The organism is Nguyenibacter vanlangensis (genome assembly GCF_038719015.1).
GTDB classification, from domain to species: domain Bacteria; phylum Pseudomonadota; class Alphaproteobacteria; order Acetobacterales; family Acetobacteraceae; genus Gluconacetobacter; species Gluconacetobacter vanlangensis.
The window spans coordinates 1,809,644-1,827,358 of the sequence record NZ_CP152276.1 but is presented as its reverse complement, the minus strand read 5'-3'; the positions used below and the strand labels follow the sequence as shown (position 1 = coordinate 1,827,358).

Annotated in this window: 19 protein-coding genes and 3 pseudogenes; 10 read left to right on the top strand and 12 right to left on the bottom strand. The window is 62.8% G+C overall.

Translation table 11 applies throughout. The features are described 5' to 3' along the window. Window positions 1-35: 35 nt before the first annotated feature. Together AAC691_RS08390 and AAC691_RS08385 are read right to left on the bottom strand one after the other, a co-directional pair. A complete protein-coding gene (locus AAC691_RS08390; RefSeq protein WP_342629689.1) occupies window positions 36-1,109 on the bottom strand; it encodes a nucleoside hydrolase in 1,074 nt (357 codons plus the stop codon). An 815-nt stretch (window positions 1,110-1,924) separates the two neighbouring features. Then, window positions 1,925-3,109: pseudogene (locus tag AAC691_RS08385) on the bottom strand (recombinase family protein); the annotation flags it as partial. Window positions 3,110-3,194: 85 nt separating this feature from the next. On the opposite strand from AAC691_RS08385, the gene tnpA reads away from it, so the two are divergent. From tnpA to AAC691_RS08365, 4 genes are read left to right on the top strand one after another with little or no spacing between them, the layout of a single operon-like run. Beyond that, window positions 3,195-3,683, top strand: a complete 489-nt coding sequence (tnpA, locus tag AAC691_RS08380) for an IS66-like element accessory protein TnpA (RefSeq protein WP_342629523.1) — start codon at window positions 3,195-3,197, stop codon at window positions 3,681-3,683. After that, a complete protein-coding gene (gene tnpB / locus AAC691_RS08375; protein WP_070402454.1) occupies window positions 3,680-4,027 on the top strand; it encodes an IS66 family insertion sequence element accessory protein TnpB in 348 nt (115 codons plus the stop codon). Before tnpA ends, tnpB begins: the two co-directional genes overlap by 4 nt. 49 nt (window positions 4,028-4,076) lie before the next feature. Continuing rightward, window positions 4,077-5,672 (top strand): IS66 family transposase, encoded by a 1,596-nt coding sequence (gene tnpC / locus AAC691_RS08370; protein WP_342627163.1) that lies wholly within the window; start codon window positions 4,077-4,079, stop codon window positions 5,670-5,672. 6 nt (window positions 5,673-5,678) lie between these two features. Beyond that, entirely contained in the window at window positions 5,679-6,377 is a 699-nt protein-coding gene (locus AAC691_RS08365; RefSeq protein ID WP_342627626.1) for a UPF0149 family protein, read from the top strand. Between the two features lie 21 nt (window positions 6,378-6,398). Here the strand turns inward: AAC691_RS08365 and AAC691_RS08360 are convergent. The 6 genes and pseudogenes from AAC691_RS08360 to AAC691_RS08335 form a co-directional block, all read right to left on the bottom strand. Further along, window positions 6,399-6,956: pseudogene (locus AAC691_RS08360) on the bottom strand (recombinase family protein); the annotation flags it as partial. 35 nt (window positions 6,957-6,991) lie between these two features. After that, a complete protein-coding gene (locus tag AAC691_RS08355; RefSeq protein WP_342629688.1) occupies window positions 6,992-7,417 on the bottom strand; it encodes a hypothetical protein in 426 nt (141 codons plus the stop codon). Between the two features lie 9 nt (window positions 7,418-7,426). Further along, entirely contained in the window at window positions 7,427-7,681 is a 255-nt protein-coding gene (locus tag AAC691_RS08350) for a type II toxin-antitoxin system prevent-host-death family antitoxin (RefSeq protein ID WP_342629687.1), read from the bottom strand. A 72-nt stretch (window positions 7,682-7,753) separates the two neighbouring features. Further along, a complete protein-coding gene (locus AAC691_RS08345; protein WP_342629686.1) occupies window positions 7,754-7,999 on the bottom strand; it encodes a hypothetical protein in 246 nt (81 codons plus the stop codon). 201 nt (window positions 8,000-8,200) lie between these two features. Further along, window positions 8,201-8,809, bottom strand: coding sequence for an NAD(P)H-dependent oxidoreductase (locus AAC691_RS08340; RefSeq protein WP_342629685.1), 609 nt, complete (start codon window positions 8,807-8,809; stop codon window positions 8,201-8,203). Beyond that, window positions 8,806-9,252, bottom strand: a complete 447-nt coding sequence (locus AAC691_RS08335) for a nuclear transport factor 2 family protein (RefSeq protein ID WP_342629684.1) — start codon at window positions 9,250-9,252, stop codon at window positions 8,806-8,808. The genes AAC691_RS08340 and AAC691_RS08335 overlap by 4 nt, the downstream gene beginning before the upstream one ends. 192 nt (window positions 9,253-9,444) lie before the next feature. On the opposite strand from AAC691_RS08335, the gene AAC691_RS08330 reads away from it, so the two are divergent. The 4 genes from AAC691_RS08330 to AAC691_RS08315 all read left to right on the top strand — a co-directional run bounded on the left by AAC691_RS08330 (window position 9,445) and on the right by AAC691_RS08315 (window position 11,608). After that, window positions 9,445-10,196, top strand: a protein-coding gene (locus AAC691_RS08330; protein WP_176641871.1) for an IS5 family transposase whose coding sequence is annotated in 2 segments (ribosomal slippage) — window positions 9,445-9,775 and window positions 9,775-10,196 — 753 coding nt in all. Because the reading frame shifts where the segments join, the coding sequence is not laid out codon by codon here. 57 nt (window positions 10,197-10,253) lie between these two features. After that, a complete protein-coding gene (locus AAC691_RS08325; protein WP_342629683.1) occupies window positions 10,254-10,586 on the top strand; it encodes a helix-turn-helix domain-containing protein in 333 nt (110 codons plus the stop codon). A gap of 297 nt (window positions 10,587-10,883) precedes the next feature. After that, the gene (locus AAC691_RS22290) at window positions 10,884-11,255 is read left to right on the top strand and encodes a DUF2840 domain-containing protein (protein ID WP_408906072.1); all 372 of its coding nucleotides are present in this window, start codon (window positions 10,884-10,886) and stop codon (window positions 11,253-11,255) included. Next, the gene (locus AAC691_RS08315; RefSeq protein WP_342629682.1) at window positions 11,228-11,608 is read left to right on the top strand and encodes a DUF3363 domain-containing protein; all 381 of its coding nucleotides are present in this window, start codon (window positions 11,228-11,230) and stop codon (window positions 11,606-11,608) included. Before AAC691_RS22290 ends, AAC691_RS08315 begins: the two co-directional genes overlap by 28 nt. Here the strand turns inward: AAC691_RS08315 and AAC691_RS08310 are convergent. From AAC691_RS08310 to AAC691_RS08295, 4 genes and pseudogenes are all read right to left on the bottom strand, one after another. After that, a pseudogene (locus tag AAC691_RS08310) lies at window positions 11,539-11,995 on the bottom strand (IS5 family transposase); the annotation flags it as partial. The gene AAC691_RS08315 and the pseudogene AAC691_RS08310 overlap by 70 nt on opposite strands. 38 nt (window positions 11,996-12,033) lie before the next feature. Further along, window positions 12,034-13,323 (bottom strand): aminotransferase class III-fold pyridoxal phosphate-dependent enzyme, encoded by a 1,290-nt coding sequence (locus tag AAC691_RS08305; RefSeq protein WP_342629681.1) that lies wholly within the window; start codon window positions 13,321-13,323, stop codon window positions 12,034-12,036. Further along, entirely contained in the window at window positions 13,323-14,045 is a 723-nt protein-coding gene (locus tag AAC691_RS08300; protein ID WP_114728086.1) for an isochorismatase family protein, read from the bottom strand. Before AAC691_RS08300 ends, AAC691_RS08305 begins: the two co-directional genes overlap by 1 nt. Before the next feature lie 36 nt (window positions 14,046-14,081). Continuing rightward, the gene (locus AAC691_RS08295; RefSeq protein ID WP_342629680.1) at window positions 14,082-15,632 is read right to left on the bottom strand and encodes an aldehyde dehydrogenase; all 1,551 of its coding nucleotides are present in this window, start codon (window positions 15,630-15,632) and stop codon (window positions 14,082-14,084) included. 144 nt (window positions 15,633-15,776) lie between these two features. Here AAC691_RS08295 and AAC691_RS08290 point away from each other — a divergent pair, with 144 nt between their 5' ends. Both AAC691_RS08290 and AAC691_RS08285 read left to right on the top strand, forming a co-directional pair. After that, window positions 15,777-16,946, top strand: coding sequence for an NAD(P)/FAD-dependent oxidoreductase (locus AAC691_RS08290; RefSeq protein ID WP_342629679.1), 1,170 nt, complete (start codon window positions 15,777-15,779; stop codon window positions 16,944-16,946). After that, a complete protein-coding gene (locus tag AAC691_RS08285) occupies window positions 16,936-17,691 on the top strand; it encodes a hypothetical protein (RefSeq protein WP_342629678.1) in 756 nt (251 codons plus the stop codon). Before AAC691_RS08290 ends, AAC691_RS08285 begins: the two co-directional genes overlap by 11 nt. Window positions 17,692-17,715: the final 24 nt, after the last annotated feature.

Here is a 17,715-nt window from a genome sequence, read left to right as displayed (position 1 = left end):
GCGGGCGCTGGCGGGAGGTCCGACGGCGCGCCGGATCATGCCTGCGCCAGCGTCCGGAACAGCAGCGCCTTGAAGTGCGCGTTCGACCCGCCCACGCACAGATTGACGTTGGGCGGCGGGGTCGGCTGGCCGTTATAGCGGTTGTCGCCATAGAGCATGACGCCGCGTGTCAGTGGGTCGTCCAGCGCGATTTTCATCGCGACCGCCTTGTAGGCCGTCGCTATGTCCGGTTCGATCACGATCGCGGCGGCGAAGGGGTCGGCATTGACGGACCCGGCCGCGCTGCGGGCCTGCATTTCGAACGTCAGGCGCAGGCGGTTGGACGCAGTGAAGAAGCGGCTGCGCGGGGTATTCATTGCGGCGATCCGGTCGTAATCTGCGGCCGTCAGCAGCGACGGATCGCGCGTCGTGCCGTCGAAAAGCGGCGGACCGAACATGACCAGCGGTGCGCCGGAATTCAGGACGATGGACGCGGCCTCGGGATCGACCATCGCATTGAAGCTGGGAACGCCCGATCGGCCCGAGCCCCCGACGAACACGATGCCCTTGACCGCCTGAGCCAGGGACGGGTCGCGCAGCAGCGCGGTCGCGACATTGGTCAGGCCGCCAAGCGCGAGAATGACAACTTCCCCAGGATGCGCATGCACGATGCGGCGCATGGCGTCGATCGCATGTTCCGGATCGATCTTCTGGCGTACCTCCGGCACCTCGACCGCGCCCAGCCCGTCGCGTCCGTGGATAAAGGATGCCTTCGGGTAGGGCCGGCCCAGGATCGGCCGGGGAACGCCCGCATGGACGGGGACCTGCCCGCCCTTGCCCGCCAGGTCGACGACATAGAGGGCGTTGCGCAATTCCTGTTCGTAGCCGATGTTTCCGGGTGTCACCGTAACGGCCTCGACCATGATGCCCGGCGCGCCCAGCATCATCAGCAACGCAACCGCGTCGTCATTGCCGGGGTCGGTGTCGACGATCACCCGGTGGTTGTCGAGAAGGCGCGGCAACGGGATGGGCGAGACCCCCGGTTCGTCGGCTGCCCGTGATCGCCCCGCCGCCCCGAACAGGAGCGGGGTCGCGAGGGCCGCGAGGACATGTCTACGCTGAAGGGGCATCCTGATCTCCGTCCCGATACCATTCGGATCGGCTCCAGAACGACCACAATCCTGACCAACCTGTCAAGAATTGTTGTCGGGCATCCGTCATCTCCCAGACAAGCTGCTCAAATGCCTATTGGAGGAAACTCTTCAGACTTGGTTAGGAAGGCTCGCGTAGCGTTCCGAGGGACACAGTACCGTCAGGAACGGCAATCCCCACACCCGCCCGGCCCATGAGGTCGGCGCAAGAAGCATGAAGGCTTTGCCAGCGCAGGCCGCTGGCTTTCACAAAATGTCCGTGCGACGAGCGCGCCGGATCACGATAAATGCCACGCGCGCTGATCCTCCGCCTTGTCCGCCGTACCAGCGTATCGTCGATCATTGATGATGACCGGACCGTCAGGCACCAGCACCGCGACCAGCCAGACAAACAGCGTCCTGGCCAGGGCCAGAGCGCTCTAGCGATTGCAGTTCAGGATATGATGAAAGGAGGAGAAATCCGCCGCGTCGTCCAGACCCATCGCACGCAGTGCGGAACAGACTGTCCGTCGTCCCGGCGACATGATCGCACCGGACGCCAGGACAAGAACCCGGCGCCATGTCGGTGCCGTGAAAGCTGTCCGGAACGGCGCCAGCCACGCGGCTATCCCGCTGCACTCGACGGTATTGCCGCCATCTTCCTCCATTGGTCATCTCCTGCTTCCTTCGCAGGAGAGTCTCGTCTGACCCCGGGCGCACAGGAATTCGACGTTTCTTCACATTCGATTCAACGATCAAAACCGCCAAAATCCAGATGAGTTGAGGTGAGGTGTTAAAAAGCTGATACTGCTAAATTATATCGCCGCCTGCAGTGAATGTGGGAATCGGTGCTTGTGTGCCCCCGCAATACCCGATACCGACACTCCCGAAGCCTTGGCTCCGGGAGTGTTCGTGTTTTTGGCTCCCTGACCGCGTGAGGCGGCGAAATCCAGCAATTTTCCAAGTTCACCATGGAGCGTGGCGTGCATTTCGCCCCGGCCCTTGCCGGGATGGAGCTCGATCTTCTCGATCAGCGCGCGGATGGCCTCGGAGGCTTCCTGCCGGTCCTCGGGATGGTTCAGGGTTTCCGCCAGCCGCTCGACCTTGTGTTTGAAGATTCCGGCGACGTTGGGATGGATATCGGGCACGTCCTGCGGCTGGGCGGCAAGCAGGGCGACCAGTTCATCCTCGCGGGCTTCCATCTCGCGCATACGCTCGACCATGCCGCGCGTATAGCCGCCATCCTCGATCACCTGGAGCATCTGTTTCAGCCCCTTGCGCAGCCTGGTCAGTTCCGTCTGCCATCCCGCCGTGCTGGCGCGGCGCTCATGATTGGCGCGGTTGGTTTCCTCGACATAGGCGCGCATGGCTTCAGCTGCCGCTTCGGGCGTCATCAGCCGGTCCTTGAGACCCGCCAGTACCCGGTCTTCCAGTTCCGGACGGCGGATCGTGGTCCTGTTGGTGCAGGAGCGGTTGTCCATATGGGAGGAGCAGGCGAAGCGGTCGCCACCTCGGATCGAGCAGGGGCCGCCGCACACGCCACAGAACACCAGACCCGACAGGAGCGATTTTGGCCGGCGCTGGCCATTGAGTCGATTGTTCGAAGCGCGGATGCCGGCACTGATGTTCACGCTCTTCTCCGCGATCAGCGCCTGCCGGGCACGGACGGCCTGCCAGAGATCGTCATCCATGATCCGCAGTTCAGGAACGTCGGTGATGATCCACTCTGATTGCGGATTCAGCCGCGAGACGCGCTTGCCGGTTTGCGGGTCTTTCAGATAGCGCAGGCGATTCCAGACGAGGCGTCCGATGTAAAGTTCGTTGTTCACAATGCCGGTGCCGCGCAGGGCGTTGCCCCGTAGGGTGGTGTTGTTCCACTTCCCGCCCGTCGGGCTGGGGATTCCTTCGTCGTTCAGGCGGCTGGCGATGGCAAGCGCGCTCCGGCCCGACGCGAACTCACGGAAGATGCGGCGGACGATTTCGGCCTGAATGGAGTCGATCGTAAGCGTGAGCTGATCCCCACATAGCATTTGTTCGGTTGCTGGGCGGATGATGCTGTCGATTTCCGCAGGGTGGGCGACGGTCATGACACACGATGATTTTGGCAACGACGGTTTCGAGCCAGATATTTCAACTACCACTGGTATTATTGATAGTCATATGACGGGTCGTAATGACGGTCATATGACCAGTTCTTACGGGGCTGGACCGCGCGAGGAAATTGAAATCCGGCGCCGCGTCATCCGTCGTCGTCGCTGGAGCGATCAGGAAAAGGTTCGCATCCTCGAAGAGGCCTTTGCGCCGGGAGCAAGCCGCAGGGCTGTCGCGGAACAGTATGGGATCGCGCAAGCCCAGCTTTATATATGGCGCAAGCAGTTGATGATGTTTCCTGCCGCCGAGGGATTTATGCCGGTTCATGTCGGGGGCTTGGCGATGACGGCACGGCAGCCGGGCGCGTCGTCGCCTGTGGCGGCTGTCGAGATTGTTCTGCCGAACGGCATCAGCATCCGGACGGGCACGACGTTTGATCCCGACGCGGTGTGTCGGCTGGTTCTTGGCCTGGGACGGCCATGATCTGGCCATCGGGAGAGGTCAGGATCTGGCTGGCCTGCGGGGTGACAGACATGAGACGCGGGATCAACTCCCTGGCGTTGCAGGTGCAGACTACATTGGGCCGGGATCCTCACGATGGATCGATCTACATTTTCCGTGGGCGCAAAGGCGACACGATAAAAGTTTTGTTTTGGGATCGGCAGGGCATGTGCCTTGCGATGAAACGCCTTGAATCCGGGAAGTTCGTGTGGCCCCAGGCCAAAGATGGCTCGGTGTCCCTGACGACGGGTCAGATGGCGATGCTCGTTGAAGCCATCGACTGGCGCGCCACGGCCTGGACGGCAAGGCCGCAAGTGGTGGGGTGATGATGCGGTTTTTCTTATGCTGATCCCTTGCCTCCCTTACGATCGGGTCATGTCCGACCCCACGACAGATCCTGCTGAGGAATTGGCTGCGTTACGTGCCGAACTTGCGGCGACCCGTGAGGCTCTGGCCCGCGCGGAGGACAAATGCACGGCCCTGCAGTTACAGATCGAGCGCACACGGGAGCAGCTGGCCCTGATGCGGCGGCAGAAATACGGGCAGAAATCCGAGCGTCACCAGAAGGAGATGGACCAGCTCGAACTGGTGCTCGACGAATTCGAGGAGACGCTGGCCGAGGCCAGTGCCGAACGGGCGGCCCGGGAACGCGAAAAGGGCGAGACATCCACGCCACGCCGCAAGGCCATCCGCCGCCCGCTGCCCGAGCACCTGCCGCGCGAAGTGATCGAACTGGCGCCGGCGGTCGTGTGCGACTGTAGACGATGCGACCCCGAGCGCCTGGTGCGCATCGGCGAGGACGTGACGGAAGTGCTGGAGAAGATCACGGCGCCGCTGAAGGTTTTGCGCTATGTCCGCCCCCGCGTGGCCTGCCGCTCGTGCGAAAAGATTTTCCAGGCGCCTGTGCCGGATTTACCGATCGAGAAAGGGCGCGCCTCCGCCAGCCTGATTGCAAGCGTGATTGTCGCGAAATACTGGGACGGCCTGCCGTTGCATCGTCAGTCGGCGATCCTCGCACGCGACGGCGTGGAGATCGATCGCAGCACGCTCGCCGACTGGATCGGACACGGCGCGTGGTGGCTGGAACCGCTGCGGGATCGCATCCAGGCCTACGTCATGAACCGCGATGTCCTGTGGACGGACGACACCCCCATCAAGGTGCTGGCGCCGGGGCGCGGAAAGACGAAAGAAGCGCGGATCTGGTGCTATGGCCACGATCCCGCCACCTGGGGAAGCAACGAGCCGCCGGCGATGTTGTATTGTTACAGCGCCGACCGCAAAGGTGAGCGGCCTCGAACCCATCTTGAGCATTATGCCGGCTGGCTGCACTCGGACGCCTATGTGGGATACGAAAAACTGTTTGGCAACAAGGGCGGCAAGCCGTCACCGATCCGGCCGGTGGCCTGCATGGCCCATGCGCGCCGCTACTTTTTCGATGTCTACGCCACACAGCCGGCCCCCTTGGCCGAAGAGGCTGTGGCCCGGATCGGTCTGCTCTATGACATCGAACGTGAGATCGGAGGACTGCCGCCGGAACAGCGCCTGGCCGTCCGGCAGGCCCGGGCAGTTCCCATCCTGAAGGATTTCCATACCTGGGCAACGGCCCAGAAAGCACGGGTCTCCGGCAAATATGCTCTGGGCAAGGCGTTCCGTTACGCTCTGACGCGCTGGGATCGCCTGTGCGCCTATACGCTCGACGGCCGCCTCTCCATCGACAATAATTTCTCCGAACGTTGTCTCAGAAATATTGCGGTGACACGGAAGAATTTTCTGTTTCTGGGATCGGACCGGGGTGGAGAGCGAGCCGCGATCTTCTATACTCTCCTGACCACGGCAGCCCTCAACGGGCTGAATCCGGAACGCTGGATGGCTGATGTAATCGACCGCCTCGCGCGTGGGCATCCGATCAACCGGATCGACGAACTTTTACCCTGGAACTGGTCGCCACAGGCAAAGCAGAAACCCGCCTGAAAAGGCTTGATCCTGGCTGCCGGGAATGCTGCGCTACTACGCAGCATGCCGCCACAGACAAGACTCCCTCCCTATCTGCGTCAACTCGAACGCGTCCTCGCACGGCTCGAGACAGCCATGCTGTTGAGCGAACTGGACGGGTTCCTCGCCGGCGTCATCGTCTGTCCTGAGATGATCCTGCCCTCCGAATGGCTGCCCGTGGCGCTCGATCCCGACGAGGAGGGGGATCCTGTTCTCGAACACGAGAACGATGCTCGGTTGATCCTGCGCCATTACAACGCCGTGCTAAGGGATCTCGATCGCGGGCGTTATGCGCCTCTGTTCGATATCGACACAAGGCATGACGAAATACTCTGGGAACTGTGGATCGAGGGGTTCGAGCGCGCCATGACGCTGCGGCCTGAAGCGTGGGACAGCTTTTTGCTCGATCCCGACGAGGCGGTGCTCCGGGCCCTTGTCGGTCTACGCAAGCTCGTCGCCATGACCGATGCCCCAGCCGACAGCAGCGATGAACTCGGCGCCCTGCTGACGGAGACCGCGCCGGATCTCATCCCCGACTGGGTGCAGACACTCCATGCCGAGCGCCTGTCAAATTCCATGGACCACTTCTCGAACGCACCAGCCCTGTCGACAAAGGTCGGCAGAAACGAGCCCTGCCCCTGTGGCTCCGGCAAAAAATACAAGAAATGCTGCGGCATGAACTGAGCCAATCCAGCCCATAGAATGATGGAATGCAAGCGTGGGGATCAGCTCACGCTTACAGTCGATCTCACGATCACCCCGGATCAACTCCCCCCGCGCGTCCATCTGATGCACGACACGATAGCCGTAGCACAGGCCGCCGCCGGATTTGCCCGCCTCGACCCGGCCCCGCAGGCCGCGATGGGTCTTCATCGCCAGGTCCTTGAGGAACAGGGCGTTCATCGTTCCTTTCAGGCCGACGTGAAGCTCGCTGATCTCGCCCTCGGCCAGGGTGACAATGGTGACGCCCGCAAACTGGAGACGCTTGAACAGGGTGGCGACGTCGGCCTGGTCGCGGGACACGCGATCGAGGGCCTCAGCGAGCACGATGTCGAACTGCCCAGCCTGGGCATCGCGGAGCAGGGTCTGAATACCGGGACGCAGGATCATACTGGCCCCGGAGATGCCCGCGTCGCGGTAATACTCCACGACCTGCCAGCCCTCGCGCGCGGCGCGCTCTTCACAGAGCCGGAACTGGTCCTCGATCGAGGCCGCCCGCTGGCTGTCCGAGGAATAGCGGGCATAGAGCGCGACACGGGTCATGACCTTACTTCCTTATCCCTGCCAGTTCTCCACAGTCAGCGACGCACGGCAGCACTTTTCTTCTGTCGGACGAGGGCGACAAACTCCGCCTTGATTTTGGTAAACAGGCCGGGCGGAATGAAGCCGTAGGCGAAAACACCCGCCTTGCCGGGGACCGGCGATACGCCGCCGCTCGGCCATTCATCGACGTTGTGCTCCGAGACGATCACCCAGCTTGGCACATCATCCAGTCCGATCGCCGCCTTGACCTTCGCCGGTATCTCGATCCCGACCGTATCGCCGGAAGGCGGCGTATGGGTGATCGGCAGAAGCACGACATAGCGGGGCCGCAGCACGCTGTCGCTGGCAGCAACGAGGCAGGCGGGGCGGTCTTTGCCCTGATCCTGTCCTCGCGCGGCTTCATGCGTCCACAGATAATCGTAACGGACCACGAGGCCCGGTTTGGGTTCGGGAAACGACACGGACGGCCTTTACTTCAGCAACTCGTCGAGATGGGCATGGTCCAGGTCCATTTCCGCGCGCTCCACAGCGGCCAGCACCACGTCGGACACATCCTCCGTCCGGTGGCTTCGCTGGGCCGCCGCGCGGAGCCAGTCATAATGATCGGCGGACATCAGCACATATTCACGGCGTCCGTGACGGGTGATCTCAACCGGCTCACGCTGGGCCTGATGCTGGAATTCGCCGAATTTGCGCTGGAATTCGAGGGCGCCGACAGTGGGCATGGGCGGGGCATCCTGCTGAGGAAATGGTGATGCCCATATTATACGTATAATATCTCTTTCTCAAGGATAATCTCATTCCTCGTGCTCCGACGCTGCTGTATCGGCCGGATCGTTGTCGTTGGCGATCTGCTCCAGCCGACGCTCGAATTCCTCGCGGGCGATTTGCCGTCCCAGCAGGCGCGCCAGGACGAGGATCAGTGCGTCCGTTCGCGCCTTCATGGCCGGATTGGGAGGAATGGATTGGATATTGCTGCCGGGTTCGTTATCGTTGACCGGAGAATTCGGTCCGGCGTTCGATATGCGGTTTTCGTCCGTCATCGTCCTGCCCTTTCCGTCTGGAGAGGACAGCAGCATCACGTGCTAAGAAACGCCGTGCAACCGGAAAAATAGAGCCATTCCAATGGGTTGTCGGTGTGTGTCGGTCGCTGCGTACTGGGGCGTAGTCAGGCGTACATTTGGCGGTATTTCAGCCCAGACGGAAGATATCACAAGTGGGTGATTGGAGCGGGGGAGTGGTGGCTACAGAATCAAAGACTCCACAATTTTGTTCGCTTTCTCCACAGCCCCGGCCGCCAGGTCGGGAATATTCATGCCCTCGACCCGGACACACCGCACATCCTCAATGCCGCTAAAGCCGAGGATTTGACGCAGATAGGGTTCGACAAAATCCCATGGTCGCCATGGGCCTTCCGTGAAGACGCCACCCGAAGCGAGAACCAGAATCGCCTTCTTGTTCTTTGCCAGACCAACGACGCCGCCATCGGTATAGTGAAACGTCCGGCCCGGTCGAACGACCAGATCAATCCAGGCTTTAAGGGCCGACGGAATACCGAAATTCCACATTGGCGTCGCGATGACGAGAAGATCGGAAGCCAGAAGCTCATCAGTCAGTCGGTCTGACTGGTAGGCAGCTTCCTTCAACCGTATTGCTTCGGCCGGGTCTTTCGTCGAAATAGCCCGGAGCGTGACATCGTCCAGATGGGGCAGGCGTTCGCTCGCCAGATCCCGGCGTACGAACTGCGCTGACGGGCAGAGACTGGCAAGCCGTGTGGCGAGTGTGCCGGCGACCGCTCGGCTCGCCGAATCCTGCCCCCTCGGGCTGACCTCAATCATGAGAATCCGGTTCATGGCGTGGCCCCTTGAGCAAGCGCCGTCAGGGCATTCCAGGCCGCGAGAGAATCCATATAGTCCCGCCAGTGTAGGATTTTGCGGTTTTCGATCCTGACGATCGAGCAGAATCGATTGTCGTATTCCACCCCGGTTGCGAGAATTGTCCCATGGACCTCGTATTCGATGACGACGACGGCTCCTTCGTCTGTCCGGTGGACGACCAGTTTGTCAGCGGACTGAAGCCTGATCGCGCCGACATAGCCCCGGAACGCAGCCATCAGATCGAGCCGCCCTTTGATGACGCGCGGCCATCCGGGTACGTCGTAGAGAACCTCGTAGATGGTCTCATCGGTCACGGCGTCGAAGAAATGTTCGCCGTCAACAAGGTTACCGAGTGCTCTTCGAACCAGATCGAAGTAAGGAGCAGCGGGCTTGTAGGCAGCGTATCTCGGATTTGGCATCTGGTTCACTCCGTAGTTCGCGATGTTGCTTACCGAATGAGAGCTACATATAAATCGGAAGCCCATTGCCAGGAAGAAGGCACTTTGAGATCAGTCACTTACATTGAGGTCAGTTATGGAAAAACCAAGCCGGACTAGGGTCTGTGGGGATTTGGGATTCCTATTTTAGCGGAGATGTGATTCACCCTCTGGATGGATCGCTTAGTACTGACCGATGCCCAATGGGCGAAGATAGAACCGCATTGCCTGGGTAAGCTGTCTGATCCCGGACGCAGTGGCCGCGACAACCGGCTATTCATTGAGGCGGTTCTTTGGATTGTCCGAACAGGCAGCCCATGGCGGGACCTTCCTGCCACATTCGGCAACTGGAATACGGCATTCCGCCGGTTTCGTGATTGGCGCGAAGCCGATGTTTTCAAGCGGATTTTTGATGCCTTGTCGGGAGACCCCGACATGGAATACGCCATGGTTGATGCCACTATCGTCAAGGTCCACCGGCACGGCCAAGGCGCAAAAGGGGGACTCAGAGCCAGGCCATTGGTCGTTCCAAAGGCGGGATAACGACCAAGATCCTGGCCCTGACCGATGCCTTGGGCAACCTTGTTCGCTTCAAACTGCTACCGGGGAACCGCTACGACACGATCGGCGTCGCCCCTTTGATCGATGGCATCAACTTCGAAGCCCTGCTGGGCGACAAGGCCTTTGATGCCAACTGGATCATCGAAGAACTCGACCAGCGAGGCGCGAAAGTCGTCATCTCACAACGGTCACAGCGCAAGAACCCGCGCGCCATTGACGAAGAGATATACAAATGGCGTCACCTGATCGAGAACTTCTTCTGCAAACTCAAGGAGTTCAAGCGCATCGCCATGCGAGCCTGCAAAACCGACCGGAGCTTCGAGGCGATGATATATCTCGCCGCAGGTGTCATCAACTCACGCTAAATCCCCACAGACCCTAGACAGTTGGACCCTGCGGCGATCTGCCGGAGTTCAGATCCTATGGCGGTGCGGGAACTGTTGACGAAGATTGGTGACAAGTGGACGATCTTCGTCGTACTCTCACTTGACCTTCTTGGCGGTCGTGCCCGTTTCTCCGAACTCGAACGTGCGGTTCCAGGCATTTCGCAACGAATGCTCTCTTCGACCCTGAAAAATCTCGAACGTGACGGGATGGTGATCCGGGAAGTGTTTCCCGAGGTGCCGCCGCGCGTTGAATACGAGATGACGACGCTCGGAAGGAGCCTGCTGCGCCCCACGCAAGGATTGGTCGATTGGGCCAAAGAAAACTGGGAAACAGTTAGAAGCTCACAGTCAAGTTACGATACGAAATAGCCGTTCAAGGATAAGGCGGATCAAAAATCGTCAAATTGAAAGCTGATCTTTCGCTTTCGTAGTCATTCGCAATATTGGACCGGCGGGTAAGAGGGGAAGGCAAACCCTTGGTTTTCCTTCCCCCAAACGCCGCCTACAGAGCGGCAGGGCCGCGCGACGGCGCAGGGCTTCGCCCCGCTGGCGCGCAACCCGGCCACTCCCGCCGTCATTTGTCCCCATCCTTTCCGCGCGGTCGCCCGCCTCCGGGAAGCACGCAGGGCTGCTTCCCCTGCGATTTTACCAGCAGGAGACAGGGACATGATCGACAACGCGAATGGGGCTTTCCGTAATATGATCCGCCACGGCGACAGCGTTTCCCTCATGCGGGCCATGCCGCGCGGGAGCGTGGATTTCATCCTCACGGACCCGCCATATCTGGTCGGCTATCAGGGGCGCGACGGCCGGACAGTGCGGCCCGGTGGCGAGGTGTTGCTGCACCAGAGTTCATGGCCGCGCGTCCAGCGTGTACTGGAAGCGATCGACGCGGTCGAGGCGCAGGGCATCGATCCGAGAGAGGCCAGTCCCGATTGCTGGCGTCACCTTCACCATCGGCTGGAGGCACGGCAACAGCCCGACGCCCACAACAGGGCAAGGCATCGGGCATGGCTGCGTCGTCGCGCGTTGCAGTGAGAGTGCTGTCCGCATCCGGGGGTGGACGATGGCGGCTGGACGAGACGGCGGAGCCGACCCTGGGGGAAGGGGGATACGGCGCCGAGGTGCGGGACGCGCTGGCCCGGCGGTCTGAGCATCTGGTCGAAGAGGGAGTCGCCGCGGGATGGGAGCAGGTGCGCTATCCGCGTGGCATGGTGGCCACCCTGCGGGAGCGTGAGGTCGCTGACCTGGCCGGGCGTCTGGAGACACAGAGCGGGCTGCCGCATCAGCCCTCAGCCCAGGGTGAATATGTAACGGGTACCTATCGCCAGCGTTTTGCTCTGGCTTCGGGGCGTATAGCCATGATCGATGACGGGCTGGGCTTGTCGTAACGGATTGCGATGACGCGGAACTGTTTCAGGTTTTTTAAGAACTGTTCGGCAAGGTTTCGTTCCCTATAAAGAGCGAAGTCCGTTTCCCGTTGTGTTGTCCTGTCGCTTTTGGGCGGGATGACCGGGGTAATCCCGCGCTCTGTCAAATGGTCAATCAGCCTGTTTGCATCATATGCCTTATCGGCCAGAAAAGCATCCGGGTCGATGTTCGCCAGAAGCGGTTCTGCCTGAATGATATCGGCATCCTGACCCGGTGTGATATCGAGTTCCACCGGGTTACCCAGAGCACCGCAGATGGCGTGGATCTTTGTGGTCAGACCATCCCGGGACCGTCCGATGGCCTGATTCGTGCCCCTTCTTGACGGTGCCGGCGCTGTGCTGATGCGCCGAACAATCGTGCTGTACGGCGACTGACTGAAAAAACGTTACGACCCTTGCTGTATGGGTGGGGTCCGTAAGGTTTCGAGGGCTTCCGACAGGGCGTGGTAGGTCGCGGCCATGTCGGTGTCGTCATGCGGCGCGCCCAGATACATCAGGCCGCGCGGTAGGGCGTAGATGCCGCGTTGGAGCAGGGCGTCCGTCAGGCGGGCAGTCTCTGCCCGGTCCACCTGCGTCAGGTCGTCGATGCAGGTCAGCCCCTTTGTTCCGACAAAGAGTTGCACGGCCGAGCCGACAACCTGGGCGCACGCCGCGACTCCTGCCCGCATGGCCTGCGCGTTGACATGGGCAGACAGTCCGGCGGCCATGACATCCAGCCTCGGGTAGAGCGTTGAAGCGTACGTGCGCAGGTGGGATATGGCCGCGAAGCCCGCCGCCAGGGACAGCGGATTGCCGTTGAAGGTGCCACGATGCAGCAGCCGCCCGGTCGCGACGTCGTGCATGATGTCGCGGCGCCCCGCTACCGCGCCGATCGGCAGGCCACCGCCTAGCACCTTTCCCAGTACCGTCAGGTCAGGCAGCACGCCGTAGCGTTGCTGGGCGCCGCCGAGACCGAGACGGAAACCGGTGATCACCTCGTCGAAGATCAGTACGATCCCGTGCTTGCGCGTGATAACCCGGACGGCTTCGAGAAAGCCCGGCGGCGGTGCGAAGCAGCCGGGATTGATCGCCGCGGGCTCCAGGATCACGGCGGCGAAGCTGCTGTCGAGCGCGCCTACCTGCGCGGCATCGCCCCAGTCGAACAGCACCACATCGGCCGAGGCGGCCGGGTCCTGGCCGCTCGTACAGGCGCCGTCATTGCCCGGCGTGCCGGCGACATGCAGGTTGTCGATCCAGCCATGGTAATTGGCGCGGAACTTCGCGATCTTGAGCCGCCCGGTCGCGGCGCGGGCGATGCGCAGTGCAAGCTGCACGGCCTCGGTGCCGGTCGTGACGAAGGCCGTTTGTTCGGCCGTGGGCACGCACTCGGCCAGCAGGTCCGCCAGCGCGGCCTCGCCCCGGTGGACCGTTGCCGTACGCAGGCCGCGGGCCATCTCCCGCGTGACCGCTGCTTGCACGCAATCGGGTGTATGACCCAGCAGGAGCGGGCCGTAGCCGAGGGTGAAGTCGATATAGCGGTTGCCGTCCAGATCGGTCAGGTGAACGCCCTGTGCCTCCTCGATCACTACCGGCACCGGGCTCTGCCGTCCGCGTGGAGTGGAAGAGACGCCGAAAGGCAGGTGCGTGCACGCGGCCGCGCGATAGGCGCGCGAACGGGTGTAGTCGGGGACGGGCATCAGGGGGTCTCCGCCCGCACGGGGCAGGCGCTGAGGTAAGCGGCGACGTCGTCGGTGGGGATGACGTCGGCATATTTGCAGTTGAGGTCGAACAGGTTGATCGCGTGGCTGGCCTCGAACCTATCGAAGGCGGTTTCTTCGGGGATGATGGTCTTGAAATTGTAGGAATAGGCATCGACAGCCGTGGCGCGCAGGCATCCCGACGTCGTGCAGCCGGTCAGGATCAGCGTATCGACGTCGAGGAAATTGAGCTGGCTCATGAACAGCGTGCCGAAGAAGCAGGACGGCTTGCGCTTGCCGATCAGATAATCCTGGGGGCGGGGAGCCAGGGGAGCGACGACGCGCGTGGCATGGGTGCCCTCGATGACCGTCTTTTCGTGCCCGCGATGGTTCTTGCCGACCTGTACCCCGGAATCGCGCAGGTCGGCACGGCGCGCGCTTTCGGTATAGAAGATCGGCAGGTTCTTCTCGCGCGCCAGCAGCAGGAGGCGTTCGATGTGCGCCACCGCCGCCCAGGCTTCCGGCCCGCAATGGGTGCGATAGGTCCTGAGTCCGTCCAGGATGTCCTCCGGCCCGTCGCCGCAGAAATTATACTGCACGTCGATGATGAACAGGGCCGGGCGGGAGCCGAAGCCCCCGCGTTTTCCATAGCCCGAGGCGGCATAGACCTGGCGGTCCCGTTCCGTTAGGAACCGGTCCCATAGGCGTGGTCTCTCATCCATGGCGGGTACTCCGTGATCGTTGCGATGCGTGCCGCGTCAGCGCCGCACGAAAGGATTGGGGATTTCGGCGGTGGTGGAGATCCACACGCTCTTGGTTTCGAGATATTCCATCATGCCTGCGATACCGCCCTCGCGTCCGACGCCGCTCATGCCGAAGCCGCCGAACGGCGAGGTGGTGCTGGTGGAGCGGTAATTGTTCACCCACACCGTTCCCGCCCGCAGCCGTTCGGACATCAGAATTCCGCGTCGTAGGGATTCGGTCCATACACCTGCCGCCAGGCCGAATTCGGTATCGTTCGCGATTCTGATGGCATCTTCCTCGTCGCGGAAGCGCAGCACGCTGAGGACGGGGCCGAAGACTTCCTCGCGCGCGATGCGCATGTCATTAGTTACGTCTGCAAAGATCGTGGGTTCGAAGAACAGTCCGTTGGGGAAGCCGGGAACCGCGCGGGGTTTGCCGCCGGCGACCAGGCGCGCGCCGTCCTGCTGCGCGATGTCGACATAGGAACGGACTTTCTCGAACTGCGGCCGGGTGGAGATGGGCGCGATCTGGGTCGCCGGGTCGGCGGGGGAGCCGAAACGGACATCGCGGATGAAATCGACCAGGCGTGCCAGAAACGCATCGTGGATGCTGTCCTGCAGCAGCAGGCGCGAGCCTGCCACGCAGGTCTGGCCGGAGGCGGCGAAAATGCCAGCAACCGCCCCCTTGACCGCCTGGTCCATATCCGCGTCGGCGAAGACGATATTGGGAGATTTGCCGCCCAGTTCGAGCGTGACGCGCTTCATGTGCCGTGCCGCCTTCTCGGCGATGATGCGACCGGCCTCCGGGCCGCCGGTGACGGCGATGCGCTGGATGCCGGGATGGCAGACCAGGGCGTCGCCCGTCACGGCACCGCGGCCGGTGACCACATTGACCACGCCGGGCGGGAAGCCTGCCAGTTCAACAAGCTTGACGAATTCCAGCAGCGAGGCCGACGTGAATTCGGACGGCTTGAGAACCACCGTCGCGCCCGCCGCCAGGGCCGGCGCCAGCTTGAGGCTGGTCAGCGGCAGGGGCGAGTTCCACGGCATGATGCAGGCGACCACGCCGCAGGGTGCGTATGTCGTGAAATTGAAGATGCCGGGCTTGTCCGATGGAATCACGGAACCGCCGACCTTGTCTGCCAGTCCGCCGTAATAATAGTAATATTGCGCCATGTAGCGCATCTGCATGGAGAGTTCGGCAATCAGCTTGCCGTTGTCCTGGAGTTCGACCCTGGCCAGCCAGTCGGCGTTCTGTTCGATCAGGTCGCCCAGCCGGCGCAGCAGGGCGCCGCGCGCGGTCGGCCGCGTGGTGGCCCAGGGGCCGGTGGCGAAGGCGGCCGTGGCCGCGCGGACCGCGCGGTCGACATCCGATGCGGTGCCGTCGGGCACGCGTGCCCAGACGGTGCCCGTGACCGGGTTGTCGGAATCGATCCAGCCCTCGCCGTCGGAATCGACGAACGCGCCGTCGATATACTGGCGATAGACGAAGCACCCATCCTCGGCGCGAGGGGTGGGCGCCAGGCGGGAATCGGTCGGAGTGACATCGACAAGCAGCGCGCTCATGCTGGTTTTTCCTGCTCCGTTCAGGGTGTTTGACTTCATATGTATTATGTGTATGACATTAAGTCATGAACCGCAAGCGACATCGTTTCGGTTGCGGCACCCATGGAGCATGAAAAGAGACGCCATGACAGGAAACACCGCTCGATGAACGGTAAGGTCATCATCTGCGGCGCGGGACCGGTGGGTCTCGTCACGGCGCTGCGTCTGGCCCGCGCAGGCGTTTCGGTCTGCGTTCTCGAAAAGCGGGAGACGATCAATGTCGCGTCCAAGGCGTCGACATTCCATCCGCCGACTCTTGATATCCTTGACCGGCTGGGGTTGCTCGAACCGGTGCGCGGGCGGACGCGCGTGGTGCGGGCCGCCCAGTATCGCACGGTCGCGGGGCCGTTCGCGCGCTTTCCGTTCGAGATGCTTGCTGACCTGACCGAACATCCGTATCGCGTGCATGTCGAACAGGCCGAAATCGCGCGGGCGGCGCTGGATGCGCTGGAGAGGCTGCCCCATGTGCGCCTGCTGTTCGGTGCCGACGTGCTGTCGGGCGAGAGCGCGGATGGCGCCGCTTGCGTGCGGTTCTGGCATGATGGCCGCGAGCAGGCGCTGGAGGCGGATTTCGTGCTGGTGGCCAACGGGGCGGGCAGCGCCCTGCGCGAGCAGATGGGCATCGGTTTCGATGGCAAGGTCTATCCCGGCGAAGTGCTGCGTGTAATCACTCGTGCGCCGATGGCCGATTTCATTCCTGGTCTGGACGGCGTGACCTATCTGTTCGACGGCAATCGTTCGATCAGCCTGCTTGAAATGCATGATTGCTGGCGCGTCATCCTGCGTCCGTCCGATGCGGCGCTGGATGAGACGCGGCGTGATCGGGCCTGGGTCGAAGCCGTGCTGCGCGATGTGCTGCCGGCGGCCATCGCGGCGCCGCCGGTCGATGGCTGGGACCTCTATCGCGCATCGCGGCGCATTGCCTCGCGCTATGCGGTGGATCGTGCCGTCCTGATCGGGGATGCGGCCCATGTGACGAATACGCGCGGCGGGATGAACATGAATTGCGGCATGCATGACGGGTGCGTGATTGCCAATGCGGTCCTGCGTGCACTGGAGAGCGGCGACGTGGCGCCGGTTTTGGCGGCAGCCGAACGGCGGCACAGGGTAGGCAGCACGCTGCTGGCGGAACGGACCGACCGCAGCGTGGGTGACCTGTCGCACTGGGCCGAGTGCGTGCGCGCGATCGCGGCCGACCCGTGGGAGGCGCGGGCATTCCTCGTCGAGACCTCGATGCTCGACATGATCGACCGGGAGGATATCGATGCGATCTGAGACACTGGCTGCCGCGCAGTGCGCGGGGCTGACCGATCTGGAGGGGATGCCGCGGCTGGGCGTTCTCGTGCCCCCGGCCAATCCGACGGTCGAGCCCGAACTGGCGCGCCTTCTGCTGCCTGCCGGCAAGCTGTACGCGGCGCGCTTTCCGGTGATGCCGGATACTACGCTGGACGAGCGTAACGCGCGCTATATCGACCTGTACGGCCCGATGCTGGGACAGATGGCGGGGCTGTCGCTGAACGCGGCGGTGGTGGGGCTGACCGGGCCGAGCTATCGCCTGCTGCCGGACGGGGACCGGGCATTGTCGGAGCGTCTGGGGACGGAGGCGATGAAGGTGGCGACGGCCAGTCACGCCATCGGTTGCCTGCTGGAGGCGCTGGGCGTGCGGCGGCTGGCCCTGGTCTCGCCTTACCAGAAGGCGTTGACGGCGCAGGCCGTGGCCTATTGGGAGGCGGCCGGCCATGACGTGGTGCAGGTGGTGAGCCTGTCGGACACATTCCGTGCCTACGAGATGGGTACGGCGGACGTTCAGCGGGGGCTGGATGGCATTTCGGGCGATGCGCAGGCGGTGGCCATCAGCGGGACCGGCCTGCTGACGTTGCCGGCGATTCTGGCGGCGCGGCAGGCGGGGTTCGTGCCGATCCTGTCGTCGAACATCGCCTGCGCGTGGTGGCTGCGCCGGGCGGCCGGCGTGCGCGTGTCCGCGCCGGTGCTGGAGGCCGTTCTGCCGGAGGTGGCGTGACCGCGGCCGCAATCGTGCCCCCGG